Origin of the sequence: Arthrobacter roseus (assembly GCF_016907875.1) — a bacterium.
GTDB lineage: Bacteria > Actinomycetota > Actinomycetes > Actinomycetales > Micrococcaceae > Arthrobacter_J > Arthrobacter_J roseus.
Genome location: NZ_JAFBCU010000001.1, coordinates 2,970,625 through 2,987,203 on the forward strand (window position 1 = coordinate 2,970,625; position 16,579 = coordinate 2,987,203).

A 16,579-nucleotide genomic window follows, 5' to 3' on the forward strand; every position below is an offset into this window, starting at 1 on the left:
GGGTACATGTTTTCCCCCTCTGATGCGCAACAAACCACGCCCCCTGAAGCGACCGGAGCGATCCGGTTTGGGATATCCGCACTTCCCGCCCGATCTTGGATAAAGTCGTTGTCAGAGCGATGTTCAACGCATCACTGACAGAGCACCTCGGGGAAGGCCGCAGTCCACAATGAACAGCAAGAAAAGCAAAGGCGACGACGCACAACCGACGACAGCATCCGGAGTGGATCCGGCAGTCGGTGAGGAAGGCCTGCCCAATTTGGCAGCGTCCTCAGATGCCCCCGAATGGCTCCAGGTGGGAGCTGATGCGAAACGGTGGGGCATCATTTTCTCCAACGAAACCAAAGCCGGTGACGTGCCTGTTGACGTTGAACCAGAACTCGGCGTAACCCCTGAAGATGTGGAGCTCCAGGAGCCTTCGCTTGCCGCTGTGGAAATAAGTGACGACACTGCTGAGGCTGCCGAGCTCCAGGCTGTCGCCGAAGAAGCGCGAAGAGTAGCCAAAGAAGCAGAAGAAGCGGGCCGCCTCGCTGGCGGCGTCCCGCTCGTTGGGTCGCCTGGCACGAAAACAAAAAACTCACCGGATAACGATCCGGACGCGGACACGCCACCGCACGACGACGTCGATAAGGTCAACGAAGGCAGCACCCCGTCCGAAGGTGCAGACACTCCTGAGGAGACCATGAACCCGCAACAGTCCCCGCCGCGCAGTAAGCCTGCCGCGCACATGGGAGCGGGAGGGAGCGCATCCGGCTGGACGCCGTCGTCGGACTCTCCGGCGCAGGACTCACCTGGCCAGAGCTCACCTGGCCAGGACTCACCGAAGCGGCGTCCCCGGGGAAACCACAGCGCCCCGGTGAAGACCAACTACCTGCCGCTGATACTTGTAGGGCTGGCCATTCTGGCTGCACTGGCGCTGATCATCTTCATCGTGGTCAACCTCTTCAGTGGGAGACTCGGCGGCTCTGCAGAGGGAGAGGCTGAAGGCGTGATCGCCCAGGACGTCAGCCCGCTTGACCTTCAGGAGGGCCAGTGTCTTCAAGGGTTTGAGGACATCAACAGTGAGGTCACCGTGGTCACCTGCGACACCCCGCACAACGCCGAGCTGGTCGCTACGTTCACGTATCCGGATGAGACGCAGTATCCGGGCAAGGAGTCCTTGCGGACCAAGGCTGCCGAGACCTGCGAGGGCGCCACATTGAATGCGGACGCCATCCGCAAGTTCGATGAGCTGCGTCAGACCGAGGCAAGCCCCGGAGAGAAGACGTGGTCCAACGGAGACCGACGCGTTGACTGCTATGTCTTCACCGACGAGGCAGGCACCCTGGTCGAATCCCTGCTGATTAGCTAACGCGCAGGCAACACTGTCAGTGCTTCGCCGCCCTCTTCGCGGTCCACCACCACGGTGTCGCCGTCGGCAATGCTTCCCGAGAGCAGACCACGCGCCATCCGGTCCCCGATTTCGCGCTGCACGAGCCGGCGCAGCGGCCTTGCCCCGTAGGCTGGATCGAACCCCGTCAAAGCCAGCCACTGCCGTGCCGCATCCGAGACTTCCAGCGTCAAACGGCGCTCATGCAGACGGGCAGCGAGTGACTGCACCTGCAGATCAACAATCCGCGACAACTCATCCAGGCTGAGAGCATCGAACATGACGACCTCGTCCAGCCGGTTGAGAAACTCCGGCTTGAAGCTCGCGTTGACCACGTTCATGACCGCTGCACGCTGAGCTTGCTCCTCCATCGACGGATCCACCAAGAATTGTGAGCCAAGGTTGGACGTCATCACCAGAATGACATTGCGAAAATCAACCGTGCGTCCCTGTCCATCCGTCAGCCGGCCGTCGTCGAGCACCTGGAGCAGGACGTCGAATATCTCCGGGTGCGCCTTCTCCACCTCATCCAACAGGACAACGGAGTACGGCCGACGCCGGACCGCTTCTGTAAGCTGACCACCCGCCTCGTAGCCCACGTAGCCGGGAGGCGCCCCCACCAGACGGGACACGGTGTGCTTCTCCGAGTACTCCGACATGTCGATACGGACCATGGCGCGCTCATCATCGAAGAGGAAGTCTGCGAGCGCCTTCGCGAGCTCGGTCTTGCCCACACCGGTTGGTCCCAGGAACAGGAACGAACCGGTGGGCCGGTCCGGGTCACTGACGCCTGCACGAGCACGGCGAACGGCGTCGGAAACCGTCTGCACTGCCTTCCCTTGCCCGATGAGACGCGATCCGAGGACCTGCTCCATCTGCAACAGTTTCTGGGATTCGCCCTGCAGCATGCGTCCGGCAGGAATGCCGGTCCAGGCGGAGATGACCTCGGCAATGTCATCGGCGGAGACTTGGTCGGCGACCATCAGGTCCGCACCCGAGGTGTCCTCCTCCGCAGCCTGCGCAGCGTCGAGTTCGCGCTGAACCCGTGGCATTTCACCGTAGAGGAAGCGCGATGCCGTTTCCAGGTCTCCTTCGCGCTGTGCTTTGTCCGCGGCGGAGCGCAGTTCATCCAGCCTAGCGCGCAAATCACCCACCCGGTTCAGGCCAGCCTTCTCCGACTCCCACCGGAGGTTAAGCGCACTGAGTTGTTCCTTCTTGTCCGCCATGTCCGCGCGCAGAGCGTCCAGTCGGTCACGGCTCGCGGCGTCTGTCTCGCTGGAGAGTGCGAGTTCCTCCATGGTGAGCCGGTCCACGGCCCTTCGGAGCTGATCGATCTCCTCCGGCGCGGAGTCGATCTCCATGCGAAGCCGGGATGCGGACTCATCTACGAGGTCGATAGCCTTGTCCGGCAATTGACGCCCAGGAATGTAGCGATCGGAGAGGTTGGCCGCAGCAACAAGAGCAGAGTCCGCGATCGACACCTTGTGGTGCGCCTCATAGCGTTCCTTGAGCCCACGCAGAATTCCGATGGTGTCCTCAACGCTGGGCTCACCCACATGCACCTGCTGGAATCGGCGCTCCAGGGCCGCGTCTTTCTCAATTCTTTCCCGGTATTCATCCGGGGTGGTAGCGCCAATCAGACGAAGTTCTCCGCGGGCGAGCATCGGTTTGAGCATGTTGCCAGCATCCATGGACCCCTCGGACGCACCAGCACCAACGACGGTGTGGATTTCATCGATGAACGTCACTATCTGGCCGTTGGAAGACCGAATTTCTTCCAGTACCGATTTCAGCCGCTCCTCGAACTCACCGCGGTATTTGGCACCAGCCACCATGGCACCGAGATCGAGCGAGATGAGGCTCTTTCCGCGCAGGCTCTCTGGCACATCTCCGGCCACCATGCGCTGTGCCAAACCCTCTACAACGGCGGTCTTGCCCACGCCGGGCTCACCGATCAGTACCGGGTTGTTCTTGGTACGCCGCGACAGAACCTGAACCACACGACGTATTTCAGAGTCACGGCCGATCACTGGATCGAGCTTCCCTGAACGCGCGATTTCGGTGAGGTCCACACCGTACTTTTCCAACGCTTGAAAAGTGTTTTCTGGGTCCGGGGAATTGACCTTGCCCTCACCCCTGACGCCGGGTAGGGCAGCATTCAGCGCTTCGTGGGACGCACCCGCGTTCCTCAAGATGTCGCCGACCTTCCCGGCGTCGGCCGCCAGACCCAACAGGAGATGTTCGGTGGAGATGAACGTGTCACCGATCTTCTCCACCTCATCCTGCGCCGCCTTGATGGCCATGAGCAGGGGCCGAGCGTACTGGGCCTGCGCCACGTTGGTACCTGAGGAAGCGGGCAACGCCTTGATGGCCGTGCTCGCTTGAACACTCACAGTCTCCGGATTCACGCCCGCGCCCTTCAACAGGGCGACGGCGATTCCCTCCCGCTGGTCCATGAGAGCTTTAAGGAGGTGGGCCGGTTCAACCTGGGGGTTCCCGGCGGTAGAGGCATTCATTGCTGCGGCCGAAAGAGCCTCCTGGCTCTTCGTCGTGAATTTGGTATCCAAAAGAGCTCCTTCTGAGGGATCGAAAAGAATAACTTGAGCATACTCCACTCAAGTCTAAAATTCCATGGTCTACTGACTCTGGCACACTGGGAAAATGCGACTCGTTCACACCCTCGAGACAAAACCACAGCCCTGGCGAAACGGCGCCGGTCAAACCCGTGACATCGCCGTAGAATCACACGACGATGGCGCGCCAGGCTGGCGAGTGAGCCTGGCCGACGTCGAACGCGGGGGTCCCTTCTCGGAATTTCCCGGCATGCAGCGCATCTTCACACTGGCGAGCGGCGAACTGGCCCTGCTGACCGTTGACGGGCAAGAACATGCCCTCGAGCGTTTTCGGCCCCTGAGGTTCGACGGCGGCGCCAAGACCACCTGCGCTCTACCCACTGGGGCAGTCAAGGCGCTCAATGTCTTCACAGACCCCGAAAGATACGCGGCTGGCCTCATCGTCTTTGAGCTCTCCCGCAAACAACGCCTTCGGCTCAGCGCCGGCCACATTCTCGTGCTCCTCAAGGGCCAGGCGAGCATTGAGGCTCAAGCGCCCACGGCTGAAGCGGCAACCATGTCACCATTCGACGCTGTTCTCGACGCCGAAGACTGCGCGGTGACAGGACGCGGGTTCGCCGCACTGATCTCGATCATGGCAGCCTGATACCAATTTCGGGTGAAAGCAATCCCTAACGCTTATGGTGACGAATCACTCACAGTTCGAGTTTCTTCGCAGATTGCGATGCGGCGTCCGTCATTCAAGGATCGCCACGGACTCCGAGCGGAAGGAATCATCATGAATTTCCGAAAAAGCGCCCTCCCATTTGCTCTTGCCGCTGGCCTCATCGGTCTTGCAGGCTGCGGTTCCTCAGCAGAGGAATCGCCGAACTCCGAACCATCGCAGCAATCCACACAGTCCTCATCACAGAGTCCGGCTGGATCGTCCTCGCCCTCAGCCTCGCAGTCGGCAGGTGAAAGCGAAAAAGCCGAAGAAGTGGTCATCACCATCAAGGACTTCAAGTTCGAAGGGCCAGACTCCATAGCGCCGGGCGCCACCGTTACCGTCGTCAACGAGGACGCTGCCGCCCATACCGTGACCTCAGAAGAGGAAGGTCTCTTCGACGCGGTCGTCGAAGGGAACTCAACCGTCACGTTCACCGCCCCCGACGAGGCTGGCGACTACGCCTACATCTGCACCTATCACCCCAACATGACCGGATCGCTGGTAGTTGAGTGATCCGCTCAGCAAAAGCCCGGCACAATGCGCCGGGCCTGATTGTCCTGCGGATTGTCATCGTCGCCTGCCTGATCGTGGACGCCGTCATCCATTTTCAATTGGCCGGCAACTACGACAAGTCAGCCCCGGGTGGAATCGGTGCAGGTAACCTGTTCCGGATCGAGGCGGTCGTAGCCATTATCTCGGCACTTTACCTCCTCCTTGTCGGCAGCCGCCGGTCCTATGCCGTCGCCGCCGTGGTCGCCCTGTCCGCGTTCGCCGCCGTCCTCCTGTCACGGTACGTCGAACTTCCCCCGCTTGGTCCCATCCCAGCCATGTACGAGCCCATCTGGTTTGCTCAGAAGACGGCGACAGCTGTGGCCGAGGGTCTTGGTGGAGTTCTCGCCATCTGCGGTTTCGTTGCACTGGGTCGCTCGGGGCCGAAGGCCAGTAAGGAGCCACGGCGCAGGGCATAATGGGCGCATGGGGAAAATCCGCAGTCTGACCGCCGCACTCACCACCGCCGCCGTCGCGCTTTCACTGACCGCATGCACGGACCAGGGCCCTACGGCTCAAGAGGCCGCCACTGGACTGGCGGGAGCACTGTCCTCATTGGATATCTCCGATGTGCCCTTCGCGGAAGGGGCCCCTGCCAGGCCACAGGAGACCCTTGAGGCGATTGTCGGTGCCCTCAAGCCGCTGAAGCCGACGGTGAAAGTGGACTCCGTTGAGGAAACAGAGGACGACACCGCTACAGCCAATCTCAGCGTGATCTGGGATATCGACGAGACCGACCAGGACTGGACCTACACCACCACCGCCAACCTCACCCGCGGCGAAGAGGAATGGCAGGTCGGCTGGGAACCCGGACTGATCGTTGAGGGCTTGGCAGAAGGAGAGGTCCTGATCCGGAAGAACACGCCAGCCGATCGCGCCGATATCTTCGGAGCCGGTGGCGCCGTGCTCGTGACGGATCGCCCCGTTGTTCACGTGGGGATCGACAAAACGCGCGTCGAAGACTCAGAGGCCAAGGGTTCGGCAACTGTCCTGGCGAAACTCCTTGACATGGATTCAGCCACCTACTCGGACCGGGTCGCTGCGGCCGGACCCGACGCCTTCGTTGAAGCTATTGTGCTGCGCGAGGACAACCGTGAAATCACCGACGAGCAAATCGCCGCCATTGCCGGCGCCCGCGCCATCGAGGACACAATGGAGCTGGCGCCCACGCGCGAATTCGCGCGGGCAACGCTGGGTAGCGTGGGCCAAGCCACCGCCGAAATGATTGAAGAATCCGACGGCGAACTGCAGGCCGGCGATGTCACCGGCCTGTCAGGCCTCCAATCCCAGTACGACGAACAACTGCGTGGCACCCCGGGCATCTCGATCACAGCACTACCAGCCACGCCAGAACAGGACGGTTCGGCCAACGACGAAGCCACCGCGGAAGAACAGGAACCCACCAGCGCGGAGCCCCGGGAACTGTTCACCAAAACACCCATTTCCGGCAAACCACTCAAGACCACCCTTGACGCAAAACTGCAGTCCCTCGCCGAAGGCATCCTCGAACAGGAACCCTCGGCAACCTCGATAGTGACAATCCGCCCGTCCACTGGAGACATCCTCACGGTAGCGAACGGTCCTGGCAGCAAGGGCTACAACACTGCGCTCCTGGGCCAATACCCACCCGGATCCACGTTCAAGATGGCTACCACGCTCGCCCTGCTGCGCCACGGTTTCACCCCCGATTCACCCACGCAGTGCACTGAATCAGTCACGGTCGATGGTGCCACCTTCAAAAACGCGCCCACCTACCCAGAGAATGCCGTGGGCACCGTGCCTCTGCGAAGTACGTTTGCACATTCCTGCAACACCGGATTCATTGCCGAACACGACACGGTCTCCCAGCAGGACCTGTCCCAGGCCGCCGCAGCCATGGGAATAGGCGTCGAAACGCCGGGGGTTGGTTTACCAGTGTTCTTCGGCGCCGTTCCAGCCGAGGCCACCGGCACCGCGCACGCAGCGTCCATGATCGGGCAGGGCCAAGTCCTCGTTTCACCGTTTGCGCTTGCGCGCGCAGCCGCCTCGATTGGCGCCGGCGAACGCATCTCCCCCACCCTGCTGGCAGCTGAGGACAAAGCCACGGAAAGCGCAGCGCCGTCGTCGTCCGCAACACCAAGCCTCGCCCCAACCGCAACAGCGACGCCCTCCTCGGAAGCGGCACCGTCCATCACAGCCGAGGAATCGAGAACTCTCCGCAGCCTCATGCGTTCGGTGGTGACCGACGGCGGCGCGGCACTCCTGGCTGAGGTCCCGGGTGAGCCTGTACTCGCCAAAACAGGCACAGCTGAATTTGGGTCGGAGGATCCGCCCCGCACGCACGCCTGGATCGTCGCCCTGCACGGTGATCTCGCCGTCGCCGTATTCGTGGAAGAAGGCGAATATGGCTCGACATCAGGCGGTCCGCTACTGAAGGAATTCCTCACTAACGCCCGGTAAGGTGGCTCCATGACCGGCACCGCCACACAGACCAGGCTCCGCACGCTTCGGGAATCATTCTGGTTCGTCCCAACGCTGCTCTGTATCGCCGCCCTGCTAATAGCCCAGCTCATGGTAGCCATCGACCAGGTAGCAGAGCTGCAGAACTGGGGTGCACTGAACGCCCTTATTTTTCATGTTGGGCCTGCGGGCGGCCGCGACATCCTAACCGCCATCGCAGGATCAGTCCTCACCGTGGCGGCGACCAGCTTCTCCATCACCATTTCGGTCCTCGCGACAGCGAGCGCAACGTACGGTCCGCGTCTGGTTCGGAACTTCATGAAGGATCGAGCCAACCAATACGTGCTCGGTGTATTCTGCGCAACATTTCTTTACTGCCTCATGGTGTTGCGGACCATCCGTGCCCGAGAGGAGTCCACCCCCGGGTTTGTCCCGGACATTGCTGTCAACGGTGCCGTGCTGCTGGCCGTCCTCAACGTAGCCGTTCTCGTCTTCTTCATTCACCACATTGCAGACTCGATTCAGGTCTCAACCCTCGCGGGAAAGGTCCGACGAGAGCTTCAAGAATCCGTCGAGGCCGCGTTCCCGGAGAGAGACACAGGCGCCGATAACAGCCCAACCATCGCGGCTAACCCACCAAATACTTCGGCCGGCTTAGTACATGCGGAAAAGAATTCTGCTTACATTCAGGCAATTGACACCGAGCGCATCATGAAAGCCGCTACGGACGCCGGGGCCGTGGTTCGTTTGCCCCGTCCACCTGGTGCGCACGTCATCAAGGACGACGTAGTCGCGGAGGTGTGGCCGGCATCGTGCGCTGATGACCTGGCTGACACCATTCGCAACAGCATCAGTGCAGGACAGGAACGAACGCCCTATAGTGACCCGCGATTTGCTGTGCAGCAGGTTGTAGAAATGGGGGTTCGGGCGCTCTCCCCGAGCACCAATGACCCCTATACCGCAAGAAATGCGTTGGACGAGGTGGCCTCTGGACTTGCCCTGGCCTGTTCGCGTCCCGAGCCACAGGACGTCTTCAACGACGACGACAGCGTTCCGCGGCTATTCATCTCCGCCCCTACAACACTGCAATTACTGGACGAAACGTTCGACCCCGTCCGAACTTACGCGCTGGAACACCCGATAGTGATCCTCAAAGCATGCGAATTGGCGCAGCGGCTGTTTGAGGTAGCCACGGCACCTGAAATATTGCGGGGCATCCACAACCACGTTCGGCTTCTTGTCCAAGCGTTCGAAGGAACAAGGCCAATGGACCGCGACGTCTTAGCCGTGCGCAGGGCGGCGGAACCGGTACTCTCCGCCACCCTGAACACATGACCACTTACTCTCCCGAGAGCGTTGCTCTAGTGGGCGTTCCCTCTATGGGGATCGCCGTCTAGCGTGCGTGGCGCTCGTTCGACGCCGGTGCGCTGGCCCGACGAGGGCCGCTACGGACTGGACGCTTGTTCCGGCCCGACGCCGCCTGATCTGTAGTGCGCTTACCATCCTGGGTCCGGCCTGCTTTATCCGGGCGCTTGCCGTCGTGGGCACGCGCCGCGTTGTCCGGGCGCTTCCCGTGGCTCGCGCGAACGACGTCGCCGGACTTGGGCTCGGCCGAAACCTTGCCGCGTCCACCGCGTCCTCCACGCCCACCGGCAGCCGGAGCGCTGCCGCTACGGCGAGCCCGCTTGCGCTGGGCGTTGGCACCCGTGGACTTTCCGCCACCCTCGCCTGCCTGACGGTTGGCGATGGCACGGGCACGCACCGTCGGGTCCACTACCGGCGCCTTCTCACCTACGATATTCATCACGGCTGGCGACGTCGGGCTAACGGTTTGGATGGCCACATTGACGCCAGCGGCCTTCATGAGCTTTCCAACCTCGTGCTTCTGTTCCGGCAGTGCGATCGTGACAACCGTTCCGTCCGAGCCAGCACGAGCCGTTCGGCCGGAACGGTGCAGGTACGACTTGTGCTCTGTTGGTGGGTCGATGTGGACCACGAGTTCAACGTCGTCCACGTGGACACCACGCGCTGCAACGTCAGTGGCCACGAGCACGCGGACACCGCCGGTCGAGAACTCCGCCAGGTTGCGGTCGCGGGCATTCTGCGACAGATTTCCGTGCAGGTCCACGGCCGGAATGCCGCTGTCCGTGAGGAACTTCGCCATCTTCCGGGCATGGTGCTTGGTGCGCATGAACATCAGGCGCCGACCCGTTCCCGACGCCAGCTGATACACCAACTGCTTCTTCGCCGTCTGGTCCTGGATCAAGAGCACGTGATGCTCCATGGTGGTTACAGACGCCGTCGGGTCATCTACCGAATGCGTGAGCGGAGAGGTCAGGTACCGCTTGACGATCTTGTCCACTCCGTTGTCCAGCGTGGCCGAGAACAACATGCGGTGCCCCTCAGTGGGCGTCGCGTTGAGTAGACGCTGAACAACCGGGAGGAAACCGAGGTCTGCCATATGGTCCGCTTCATCCAGGACCGTGATTTCTACGCTCTCGAGGCTGATGATCTTTTGCTTCATCAGGTCCTCGAGGCGTCCCGGGCATGCGATGACGATGTCAACGCCGGCACGCAATGCCCGCTCCTGCCGCTGCTGTGCAACGCCGCCGTAAATGACAGTGGTGTTCAACCCGGCAGCTGCCGCCAGCGGAGCCACGACATTGTTGATCTGTGTCGCGAGTTCGCGGGTCGGTGCCAGTACGAGTCCAAGGGGGCGGCCCGGACGACGGCGATAAGCCGCCTCGCGCTCGGCAAGCCTGGCCACCATGGGCAGTGAGAAAGCGAGGGTTTTTCCCGAACCGGTACGGCCACGGCCCAGGACATCCCGGCCCTTCAGCGTGTCCGGAAGAGTCTCCGACTGAATAGGGAATGCTTCAGTGATTCCCTGCGCGGCAAGAGTTTTGACGAGCGTGGAAGGCACGCCAAGGGCAGCAAAAGTAGTCATGTATTTACACGAACTTTCTTCTCAATCTCCCCATACACCGGTTGGCGCAGGGGTTCGCCGAAGGAAAGTCAGACAGTGTCAACCGCACTCCATGTGGAGTGGTAGCGGGACAAAAGAAAGCGTTCATCGACGCATGCTGTGCGGTCCGACATGCAGTATTCGGGGCCTAAAGTGCACAGGCAAGTCCTCTTAGTTTACCAGCTGCCTGGGGGAACTGGCGACCTGCCCCTTGTTGGCCTCGTCACTCTCGTTGGAACGAGGGAGTGCAGTGCGACGCGGCGGGATACCCTAGATCCGATGAGCATCGAACCAGACAACACGCACCGGACACCCGCAAAATACAACGCCGAGGGCCAGCCCTACGGCGTGCAGACGGTGTCGTTTGTACGCCGGGGTTCCCGGCTACAGGGCCGCCGCGAGCAGGCGTGGGACCAGTACCGGGAGCGCTTCGCTATTGAGGTTCCCCGCAACCTGTCGGACACGTCCGTCCACTCGGACTTCCGGCTCGACGTCGACGCCGCCTTCGGCCGAAAAGCTCCGCTGACAGTCGAGGTCGGTTCCGGTCTCGGCGAAGCTGTCACTGCTGCCGCCCACGACCACCCCGATCGAAACTTCCTTGCCGTCGAGGTGTACCTGCCCGGCCTTGCCCAGACGCTCTACCGCGTCGGTCAACTTGGGCTGGAAAACGTTCGGGTGGTGCAGGCCAACGCACCCGAGGTACTCGAAACCATGCTCCACCCCGGGTCCGTTTCTGAATTGTGGGTGTTCTTCCCCGACCCGTGGCACAAGAAGCGCCATGTCAAACGCCGACTCGTTCAACGCAGCTTCGCGGAGCTCGCCGCCCGAGTCCTTGAACCCGGCGGTATCTGGCGTCTGGCCACCGACTGGTCAGACTACGCAGTGCAGATGCGCTCCGTCCTGGGGGAATCCACTGAGTTCAAGAACCTGCACGACGGCGAACGCAGTGGACACGAGAGTCCGCTCACTCAAGTGTGGGCCAGCGGCGTCGAACGGGTAGTGGGTGGGGCACCTGTTCGGGAAGGCAAACTGCCTGTGAGTACGGGAAATGCGTCGGTGGGCGACGATGAGGACAGCACAGGCGGCTGGGCGCCTCGCTTTGAGGGACGTGAGCTCACAAGCTTCGAGAACAAGGCACACGACGCTGGCCGGTTAATATTTGATCTCGCGTATCGGCGCGCCTGACGGAAGAGATTTCGCATCACTGCTAACGGCGCGGAATTTAGTGCCGATTGATCCTGGTAGCACCTGTACCTTCCCACGTCCCCTGGGAAACCCCGGATCGAGAGAGCTTCCCGTGTCACTATTGCAGCGCACTGCCACCTTCACCGCACTCATCCTTTTGGCGGGCAGCCTCACCACGATTGGCGCCGCGCCCGCTCACAGCGCACCGACAATACCATCTGCGCCGCCGGTCATCGCACCGGACCCCGGGGCGCCGATCACCGCGCACCGGGTAGAGCCTGGCAGCCCCCTGGATAATGCGGCGAAACTTGCCGAACGCGGTATCGCCTCCCCGATGAGCGCACCGGGCCAACGCCGAGGGAATATCAACGTCACCCTCGTCACGGTCAACCTCGCCGACAAGGCCCAAGCCGGGTCCATCGACGTGAACGCCGCCAAAGCAGCCGTTAACCAGTCGAGTACCTACTGGAAGTCGATGTCGAACAATCGGATCTCCATGTCCGTGAGCTCCACCCGTCTCCGGCACAACTCAGCAGCGAAATCCACCTGGCAATACTGGGACATCATGAACAAGGTGACGGCGGAGCTGAACTGGCGGCAGACCGGCTACAACGCCCTGGTCATTTTTATCCCCACCGACACCCTCTCCGGCGGAGCCCTGGGTGCGGGCTGGAGCGGCAGCGGAACCGGTGGGCGGATCCTCATGCCCAGGCCGAGCAACTTCACGGGGAACGTCACCACCCACGAATTCGGTCACCTGCTGGGGCTCCTGCACGCGGACGCCCTACAGTGTGGATCGGGGCAATCCGACGTCGCAGTCTACGCCGGTTCCACCTGCGGCATCAAGGAATACGGCGACTCACTCGATGTCATGGGCATCGGCCGCCACTGGGATACCGCCGTCATCAGCGCCAGCTTCTGGGACAAGGGCGGGTTTGGACGGGGCGACGAAGTCCGCAACCTCGGTGTCGCCTCGGGTCGTAAGACTCTCACCCTTCGCCCGTGGGCCGGAACCGCATCGAACCGGGCCGTGAAGTTCGCCGACCCCCGTAGCGGAGAGGTCTACTACCTTGAACTCCGAACACCTTTGGGCTTCGACCGGAACCTTGCCGTCGGTGGGAACCGCGGCGTCAAAATCACCCAAAGTGGAGGCCTGACGGCGGCGTCGTCCATTGTGCTTCGACCCGACACACGCCCATACGCTGGCTACTACCACCCGAACCTCACCTGGCAGAGCGGCCAGACGTTCCGCACTCACGCTGGAACCACCGTCCGGATCAACAACGTGACCAACAGCTACGCGTCCGTGACAATCGACTCCGGACGCCCATTCTTGGACCTTTCCGGAACAGGCTTTCGCAGCGACATCGAATGGATGTACAACCGCAAGCTCACCACCGGCTGGTCGGATGGAACGTACCGGCCGTACGCTGCAATGAACCGCGATGCCATGGCGGCGTTCATGTACCGGCTCGCGGGACGTCCCGCGTTCACCCCACCAGCCCGCAGCCCGTTCAAGGACGTCTCCACCAGGCATCCTTACTACAAGGAAATAGCGTGGATGGACGCCAAGGGACTGGCCAACGGATGGTCCAATGGCTCTTACCGACCCAATAACACCATCAACCGTGACGCCATGGCGGCATTCCTCTACCGCTATGCGGGCGACTTCTGTAACGTGCATGCGGCAGCCTCCTACAGGGCCCCTGCGTCGTCGCCGTTTGTCGACGTCACCCGCGCTTCGCAGTTCTACACCGAAATTGCATGGATGGATGCAACTAACATCTCCAATGGCTGGAACGACGGAACGTACCGCCAGGTTGCACCCATCACCCGCGAAGCGATGGCGGCCTTCATTCACCGGCTGGATACCTTCCAGGTGCAGAACGGTGGCTGCAGGTCCTAGCAAGTGCAATTCTGAACTCAGCGCGTGAATAAAACGACTGTTAGTCTGAAGTTCGAATGCCAAGGTGGAGTCACACAGAGACGTCGGAAACGGCCGAATCCAAAGTCACTACGGAATCATCGGCCGACACCAGCACCGAGTCATCCTCTAGCCCCTTCCGCGACCCCTCGCTCCGATGAAGCTGCTTCGGGCAAGGACGACGGCGCGGCAGACCTTGCCGACGGCGGAGAGTGCCAGGGCGAGGACATCACCGTCGAATCGTCCATGGATAGCCCCGTGAACCTGACCGGCGACTGCGGCGTCATCACCCTCAGCGGCGAGGGCATAGTCCTTGAGGTCGAAAGCGCCAAAGGCATCGTGGACAAGAGCGGCAAGAGCGGCAAGAACACGGTGACGACTTCCACCGCTGAATCCGTGTGGGTTGCCGGTGACGGCAATACCGTGATGTGGGAGAAGCCGCTGAGCACCCTTCCGGAGACCGTTGGATCAGCGAACACGTTGACCGGGCCGCAGTAAGGTCGCCGAGAACCAAGCAGGGGCAGTCACTGGATAGAATGACTGACTCTGCTTGGTCTTCACTTCACAACTTCAGCGCTGCCCACCCCGCCAGATCACCAGCGACTGTCCGCGGGCACGTGGGCGTTGCCCTCGGGCCAGCGTCACGACGTCGCCAGCCAACCCGGCGGCAAACACGCGGGAACCATCGGTCGTCGAGCGCATCTGGGAAAGTTCCTCCGCCAATTCGGAGACGCGGCTACGCAGAGCGGCCACCTGATTTTCAAGTTCCAGGATTCGTCTGATCCCTTCAAGGGAAACACCTTCCTGGGATAGTCGCTGAACCTCGCGGAGAATATTCACATCGCGCTGAGAGTAGCGGCGCTGTCTACCTGCTTGTCTCAGTGGCCTGACAATGCCTAGCCTGTCGTACTGGCGCAGCGTTTGAGGATGCATATCCGCCAGCTCCGCAGCAACCGAGATCACAAAGATCGGCGCCGTTAGATCGATGCCCATGGTGCGTCTCCCTCCACGTCGCGGTTATGCCACACAATGATTAGAGCCTGGCTTTTGCCGCAAGCCCATCGCGCGGATTTGCGTCTTTGGTTGCCTCCGCAAAAGCTTTCACGGCGGCCTCGGCTTCCTTGTTCAGGTTCTGCGGTACGACGACGTCGATGGTCACCAGCAGATCGCCGGTTACCTTGGACGTCTTCACGCCCCGACCCTTCACGCGAAAAGTACGTCCCGCCGGTGTCCCCGCCGGAACTTTCACCTTGACCTTGTCCCCAGTCATGGTTGGAACTTCGATCTGCGCCCCTAGTGCAGCCTCCGCGAATGCCACGGGCACATGGACCCGAATATTATTGCCGTCGCGGGTGAAGAACTCATGCGGGCGGACACTGACCGCGACCATCAGGTCCCCGGTGCCGGCTGGCCCCTGCTGTCCCTTGCCACGGACCCGAACCTTCTGTCCATCCTTGATGCCCGCCGGAATTCTGACGTCTAAGACCTCACCGGATGGCTCACGTAAACCAATCGACGTGCCGTTGATCGACCCACCGAAGGAGATCGTGGTGCTGGCAGTACGGTCCGCACCCTTGCGCGGGGGCGCCTGGCCGAAGCCAGAACCTCCGCCGGAGAATCCTCCACCGAATAGGTCCGCGAACTCTGGCGGCACGTTGCCTTGGGAGAAACCACCACCACCACCACGGCCGGGACGACTCTGCGACTGCCCCTGGCCGAACAGGCCACCGAAAAGATCCTCGAATCCGGCGTTGCCGGCCGCACCTCCCGCACCGCCTCCGGGCCCGCCTGCTGAGAAGCGCGCACCGCCTCCCATAGCCCGAATGGCATCATACTGTTGCCGGTCCTCGGCGTCTGACAGCACAGCATAGGCTTCTGAAATGTCCTTGAACCGTTTCTCTGCCGCGGCATCACCCGGGTTCTGATCCGGATGAAATTTCCGTGCCATTTTGCGGTACTGCTTTTTGATGTCGGAGTCGGTTGCGTCCTTGGATACACCAAGGATCTTGTAAAAGTCCTTCTCGACCCAATCCTGACTTGCCAAGGACGTGTCCTTTCCGTTTAAAATCTGAAGAGCATCAGCGAGTGGTTGGCGTGGGCCCTCGTCCACCGGGAACGAAGGCCCACGCCACGGCCACCGTTAAGCTTCCGGTACAGCCACAATGACCTGGGCTGCACGGAGCACCCTGTCATTCTTCTTGTAACCAACGCGCAGAATCTGGCTCACACTGTCAGAAGTGACATCTGCGCTTTGCTGCTGGATCAGAGCCTCGTGGATATTCGGATCGAAATCCACACCGGTTTCATCGATCCTGGTCAGCCCATACGTCCCCAGCGCGGTCTCCAGTTTGATGGAGATCGCGGCGAAGGGGCCGTCGGCCAGATCACCATGCTGACGTGCGGCGTCGATATCATCCAAAACGGGCATCAAGGTGTTGATGACCTCGATGACCGCCATATCGCGGGCAACATCCCGGTCGCGTTCTACGCGCTTACGGTAGTTGACGTACTCAGCCTGCAACCGAAGGTAATCGTTGCGCAGTTCAGCCATTGCATCCGTGGCCTCCGTCACCGACGCGTCGTCGGCGTCGCCCACCCCATTGAGGATGGCTTCCGCCTGAGACAGTGCATCACCGCCATCGCCGCCATCGTCGCCATCGCGGCCATCAGCAGCTGACGCAGAGGCGTCTCCCGCTGTTGATTCCGCTACAGGGTTGGCTGCCTCCGAAGAGGCAGCCTCCCCGCTCGCGTCCTCGGCCTGACCACGGACTTTCCCTGTCTCCGGGTCGATCTTCCGGTTGTCCCGGAACGTCACCGGTTCCTGTTCGTCGGCACCTTCGTGCCCGTTCTCATTTCCGTGATTGGCCAT

The 16,579-nt window shown here is 61.6% G+C and carries 14 protein-coding genes; 9 read left to right on the top strand and 5 right to left on the bottom strand.

Annotation, left to right across the window (positions count from 1 at the left end; genetic code table 11):
* Positions 1–169 precede the first annotated feature (169 nt).
* Positions 170–1,351: a septum formation family protein gene (locus JOE65_RS14440; protein ID WP_205163839.1), complete on the top strand. Its 1,182-nt coding sequence runs from the start codon at positions 170–172 to the stop codon at positions 1,349–1,351.
* Here the strand turns inward: JOE65_RS14440 and clpB are convergent.
* Positions 1,348–3,936: an ATP-dependent chaperone ClpB gene (gene clpB / locus JOE65_RS14445; RefSeq protein WP_205163840.1), complete on the bottom strand. Its 2,589-nt coding sequence runs from the start codon at positions 3,934–3,936 to the stop codon at positions 1,348–1,350. The two genes, JOE65_RS14440 and clpB, sit on opposite strands and share 4 nt — an antisense overlap.
* A gap of 94 nt (positions 3,937–4,030) precedes the next feature.
* Here clpB and JOE65_RS14450 point away from each other — a divergent pair, with 94 nt between their 5' ends.
* The 5 genes from JOE65_RS14450 (at position 4,031) to JOE65_RS14470 (ending at position 8,971) form a co-directional block, all read left to right on the top strand.
* Positions 4,031–4,588 carry a HutD/Ves family protein gene (locus JOE65_RS14450; RefSeq protein ID WP_205163841.1) on the top strand — a complete coding sequence of 186 codons (558 nt, stop codon included), beginning with the start codon at positions 4,031–4,033 and terminating at the stop codon, positions 4,586–4,588.
* A 132-nt stretch (positions 4,589–4,720) separates the two neighbouring features.
* Positions 4,721–5,161 carry a cupredoxin domain-containing protein gene (locus JOE65_RS14455; RefSeq protein WP_205163842.1) on the top strand — a complete coding sequence of 147 codons (441 nt, stop codon included), beginning with the start codon at positions 4,721–4,723 and terminating at the stop codon, positions 5,159–5,161.
* On the top strand, positions 5,158–5,616 hold the full coding sequence (locus JOE65_RS14460; protein WP_338021660.1) for a hypothetical protein: 459 nt from the start codon (positions 5,158–5,160) through the stop codon (positions 5,614–5,616). Before JOE65_RS14455 ends, JOE65_RS14460 begins: the two co-directional genes overlap by 4 nt.
* 7 nt (positions 5,617–5,623) lie before the next feature.
* On the top strand, positions 5,624–7,636 hold the full coding sequence (locus JOE65_RS14465) for a penicillin-binding transpeptidase domain-containing protein (RefSeq protein WP_205163843.1): 2,013 nt from the start codon (positions 5,624–5,626) through the stop codon (positions 7,634–7,636).
* A gap of 9 nt (positions 7,637–7,645) precedes the next feature.
* Positions 7,646–8,971 carry a DUF2254 domain-containing protein gene (locus JOE65_RS14470; RefSeq protein WP_205163844.1) on the top strand — a complete coding sequence of 442 codons (1,326 nt, stop codon included), beginning with the start codon at positions 7,646–7,648 and terminating at the stop codon, positions 8,969–8,971.
* Between the two features lie 58 nt (positions 8,972–9,029).
* Here JOE65_RS14470 and JOE65_RS14475 read toward each other — a convergent pair whose 3' ends face one another.
* Positions 9,030–10,583 (bottom strand): DEAD/DEAH box helicase, encoded by a 1,554-nt coding sequence (locus JOE65_RS14475; RefSeq protein WP_205163845.1) that lies wholly within the window; start codon positions 10,581–10,583, stop codon positions 9,030–9,032.
* 297 nt (positions 10,584–10,880) lie between these two features.
* On the opposite strand from JOE65_RS14475, the gene trmB reads away from it, so the two are divergent.
* The 3 genes from trmB to JOE65_RS14490 all read left to right on the top strand — a co-directional run bounded on the left by trmB (position 10,881) and on the right by JOE65_RS14490 (position 14,208).
* Positions 10,881–11,786, top strand: a complete 906-nt coding sequence (gene trmB, locus JOE65_RS14480) for a tRNA (guanosine(46)-N7)-methyltransferase TrmB (protein WP_205163846.1) — start codon at positions 10,881–10,883, stop codon at positions 11,784–11,786.
* A 112-nt stretch (positions 11,787–11,898) separates the two neighbouring features.
* Positions 11,899–13,692, top strand: coding sequence for an S-layer homology domain-containing protein (locus tag JOE65_RS14485; RefSeq protein WP_205163847.1), 1,794 nt, complete (start codon positions 11,899–11,901; stop codon positions 13,690–13,692).
* Positions 13,693–13,716: 24 nt separating this feature from the next.
* Positions 13,717–14,208 carry a hypothetical protein gene (locus JOE65_RS14490; protein WP_205163848.1) on the top strand — a complete coding sequence of 164 codons (492 nt, stop codon included), beginning with the start codon at positions 13,717–13,719 and terminating at the stop codon, positions 14,206–14,208.
* 72 nt (positions 14,209–14,280) lie between these two features.
* Here the strand turns inward: JOE65_RS14490 and JOE65_RS14495 are convergent, their stop codons facing one another.
* From JOE65_RS14495 to JOE65_RS14505, 3 genes are all read right to left on the bottom strand, one after another.
* On the bottom strand, positions 14,281–14,703 hold the full coding sequence (locus JOE65_RS14495) for a heat shock protein transcriptional repressor HspR (RefSeq protein ID WP_205163849.1): 423 nt from the start codon (positions 14,701–14,703) through the stop codon (positions 14,281–14,283).
* 40 nt (positions 14,704–14,743) lie between these two features.
* Positions 14,744–15,754, bottom strand: a complete 1,011-nt coding sequence (locus tag JOE65_RS14500; RefSeq protein WP_205163850.1) for a DnaJ C-terminal domain-containing protein — start codon at positions 15,752–15,754, stop codon at positions 14,744–14,746.
* A 96-nt stretch (positions 15,755–15,850) separates the two neighbouring features.
* Complete coding sequence (locus JOE65_RS14505; RefSeq protein WP_205163851.1) at positions 15,851–16,579, bottom strand: nucleotide exchange factor GrpE; 729 nt, start codon at positions 16,577–16,579, stop codon at positions 15,851–15,853.

Excerpts from the sequence above, each read along its gene's own strand:
- JOE65_RS14440 (WP_205163839.1), top strand. The coding sequence starts at position 170 with ATGAACAGCAAGAAAAGCAAAGGCGACGACGCACAACCGACGACAGCA.
- JOE65_RS14450 (WP_205163841.1), top strand. The coding sequence starts at position 4,031 with ATGCGACTCGTTCACACCCTCGAGACAAAACCACAGCCCTGGCGAAAC.
- JOE65_RS14455 (WP_205163842.1), top strand. The coding sequence starts at position 4,721 with ATGAATTTCCGAAAAAGCGCCCTCCCATTTGCTCTTGCCGCTGGCCTC.
- JOE65_RS14465 (WP_205163843.1), top strand. The coding sequence starts at position 5,624 with ATGGGGAAAATCCGCAGTCTGACCGCCGCACTCACCACCGCCGCCGTC.
- JOE65_RS14470 (WP_205163844.1), top strand. The coding sequence starts at position 7,646 with ATGACCGGCACCGCCACACAGACCAGGCTCCGCACGCTTCGGGAATCA.
- JOE65_RS14475 (WP_205163845.1), bottom strand. The coding sequence starts at position 10,583 with ATGACTACTTTTGCTGCCCTTGGCGTGCCTTCCACGCTCGTCAAAACT.
- trmB (WP_205163846.1), top strand. The coding sequence starts at position 10,881 with ATGAGCATCGAACCAGACAACACGCACCGGACACCCGCAAAATACAAC.
- JOE65_RS14495 (WP_205163849.1), bottom strand. The coding sequence starts at position 14,703 with ATGGGCATCGATCTAACGGCGCCGATCTTTGTGATCTCGGTTGCTGCG.
- JOE65_RS14505 (WP_205163851.1), bottom strand. The coding sequence starts at position 16,579 with ATGGCCAATCACGGAAATGAGAACGGGCACGAAGGTGCCGACGAACAG.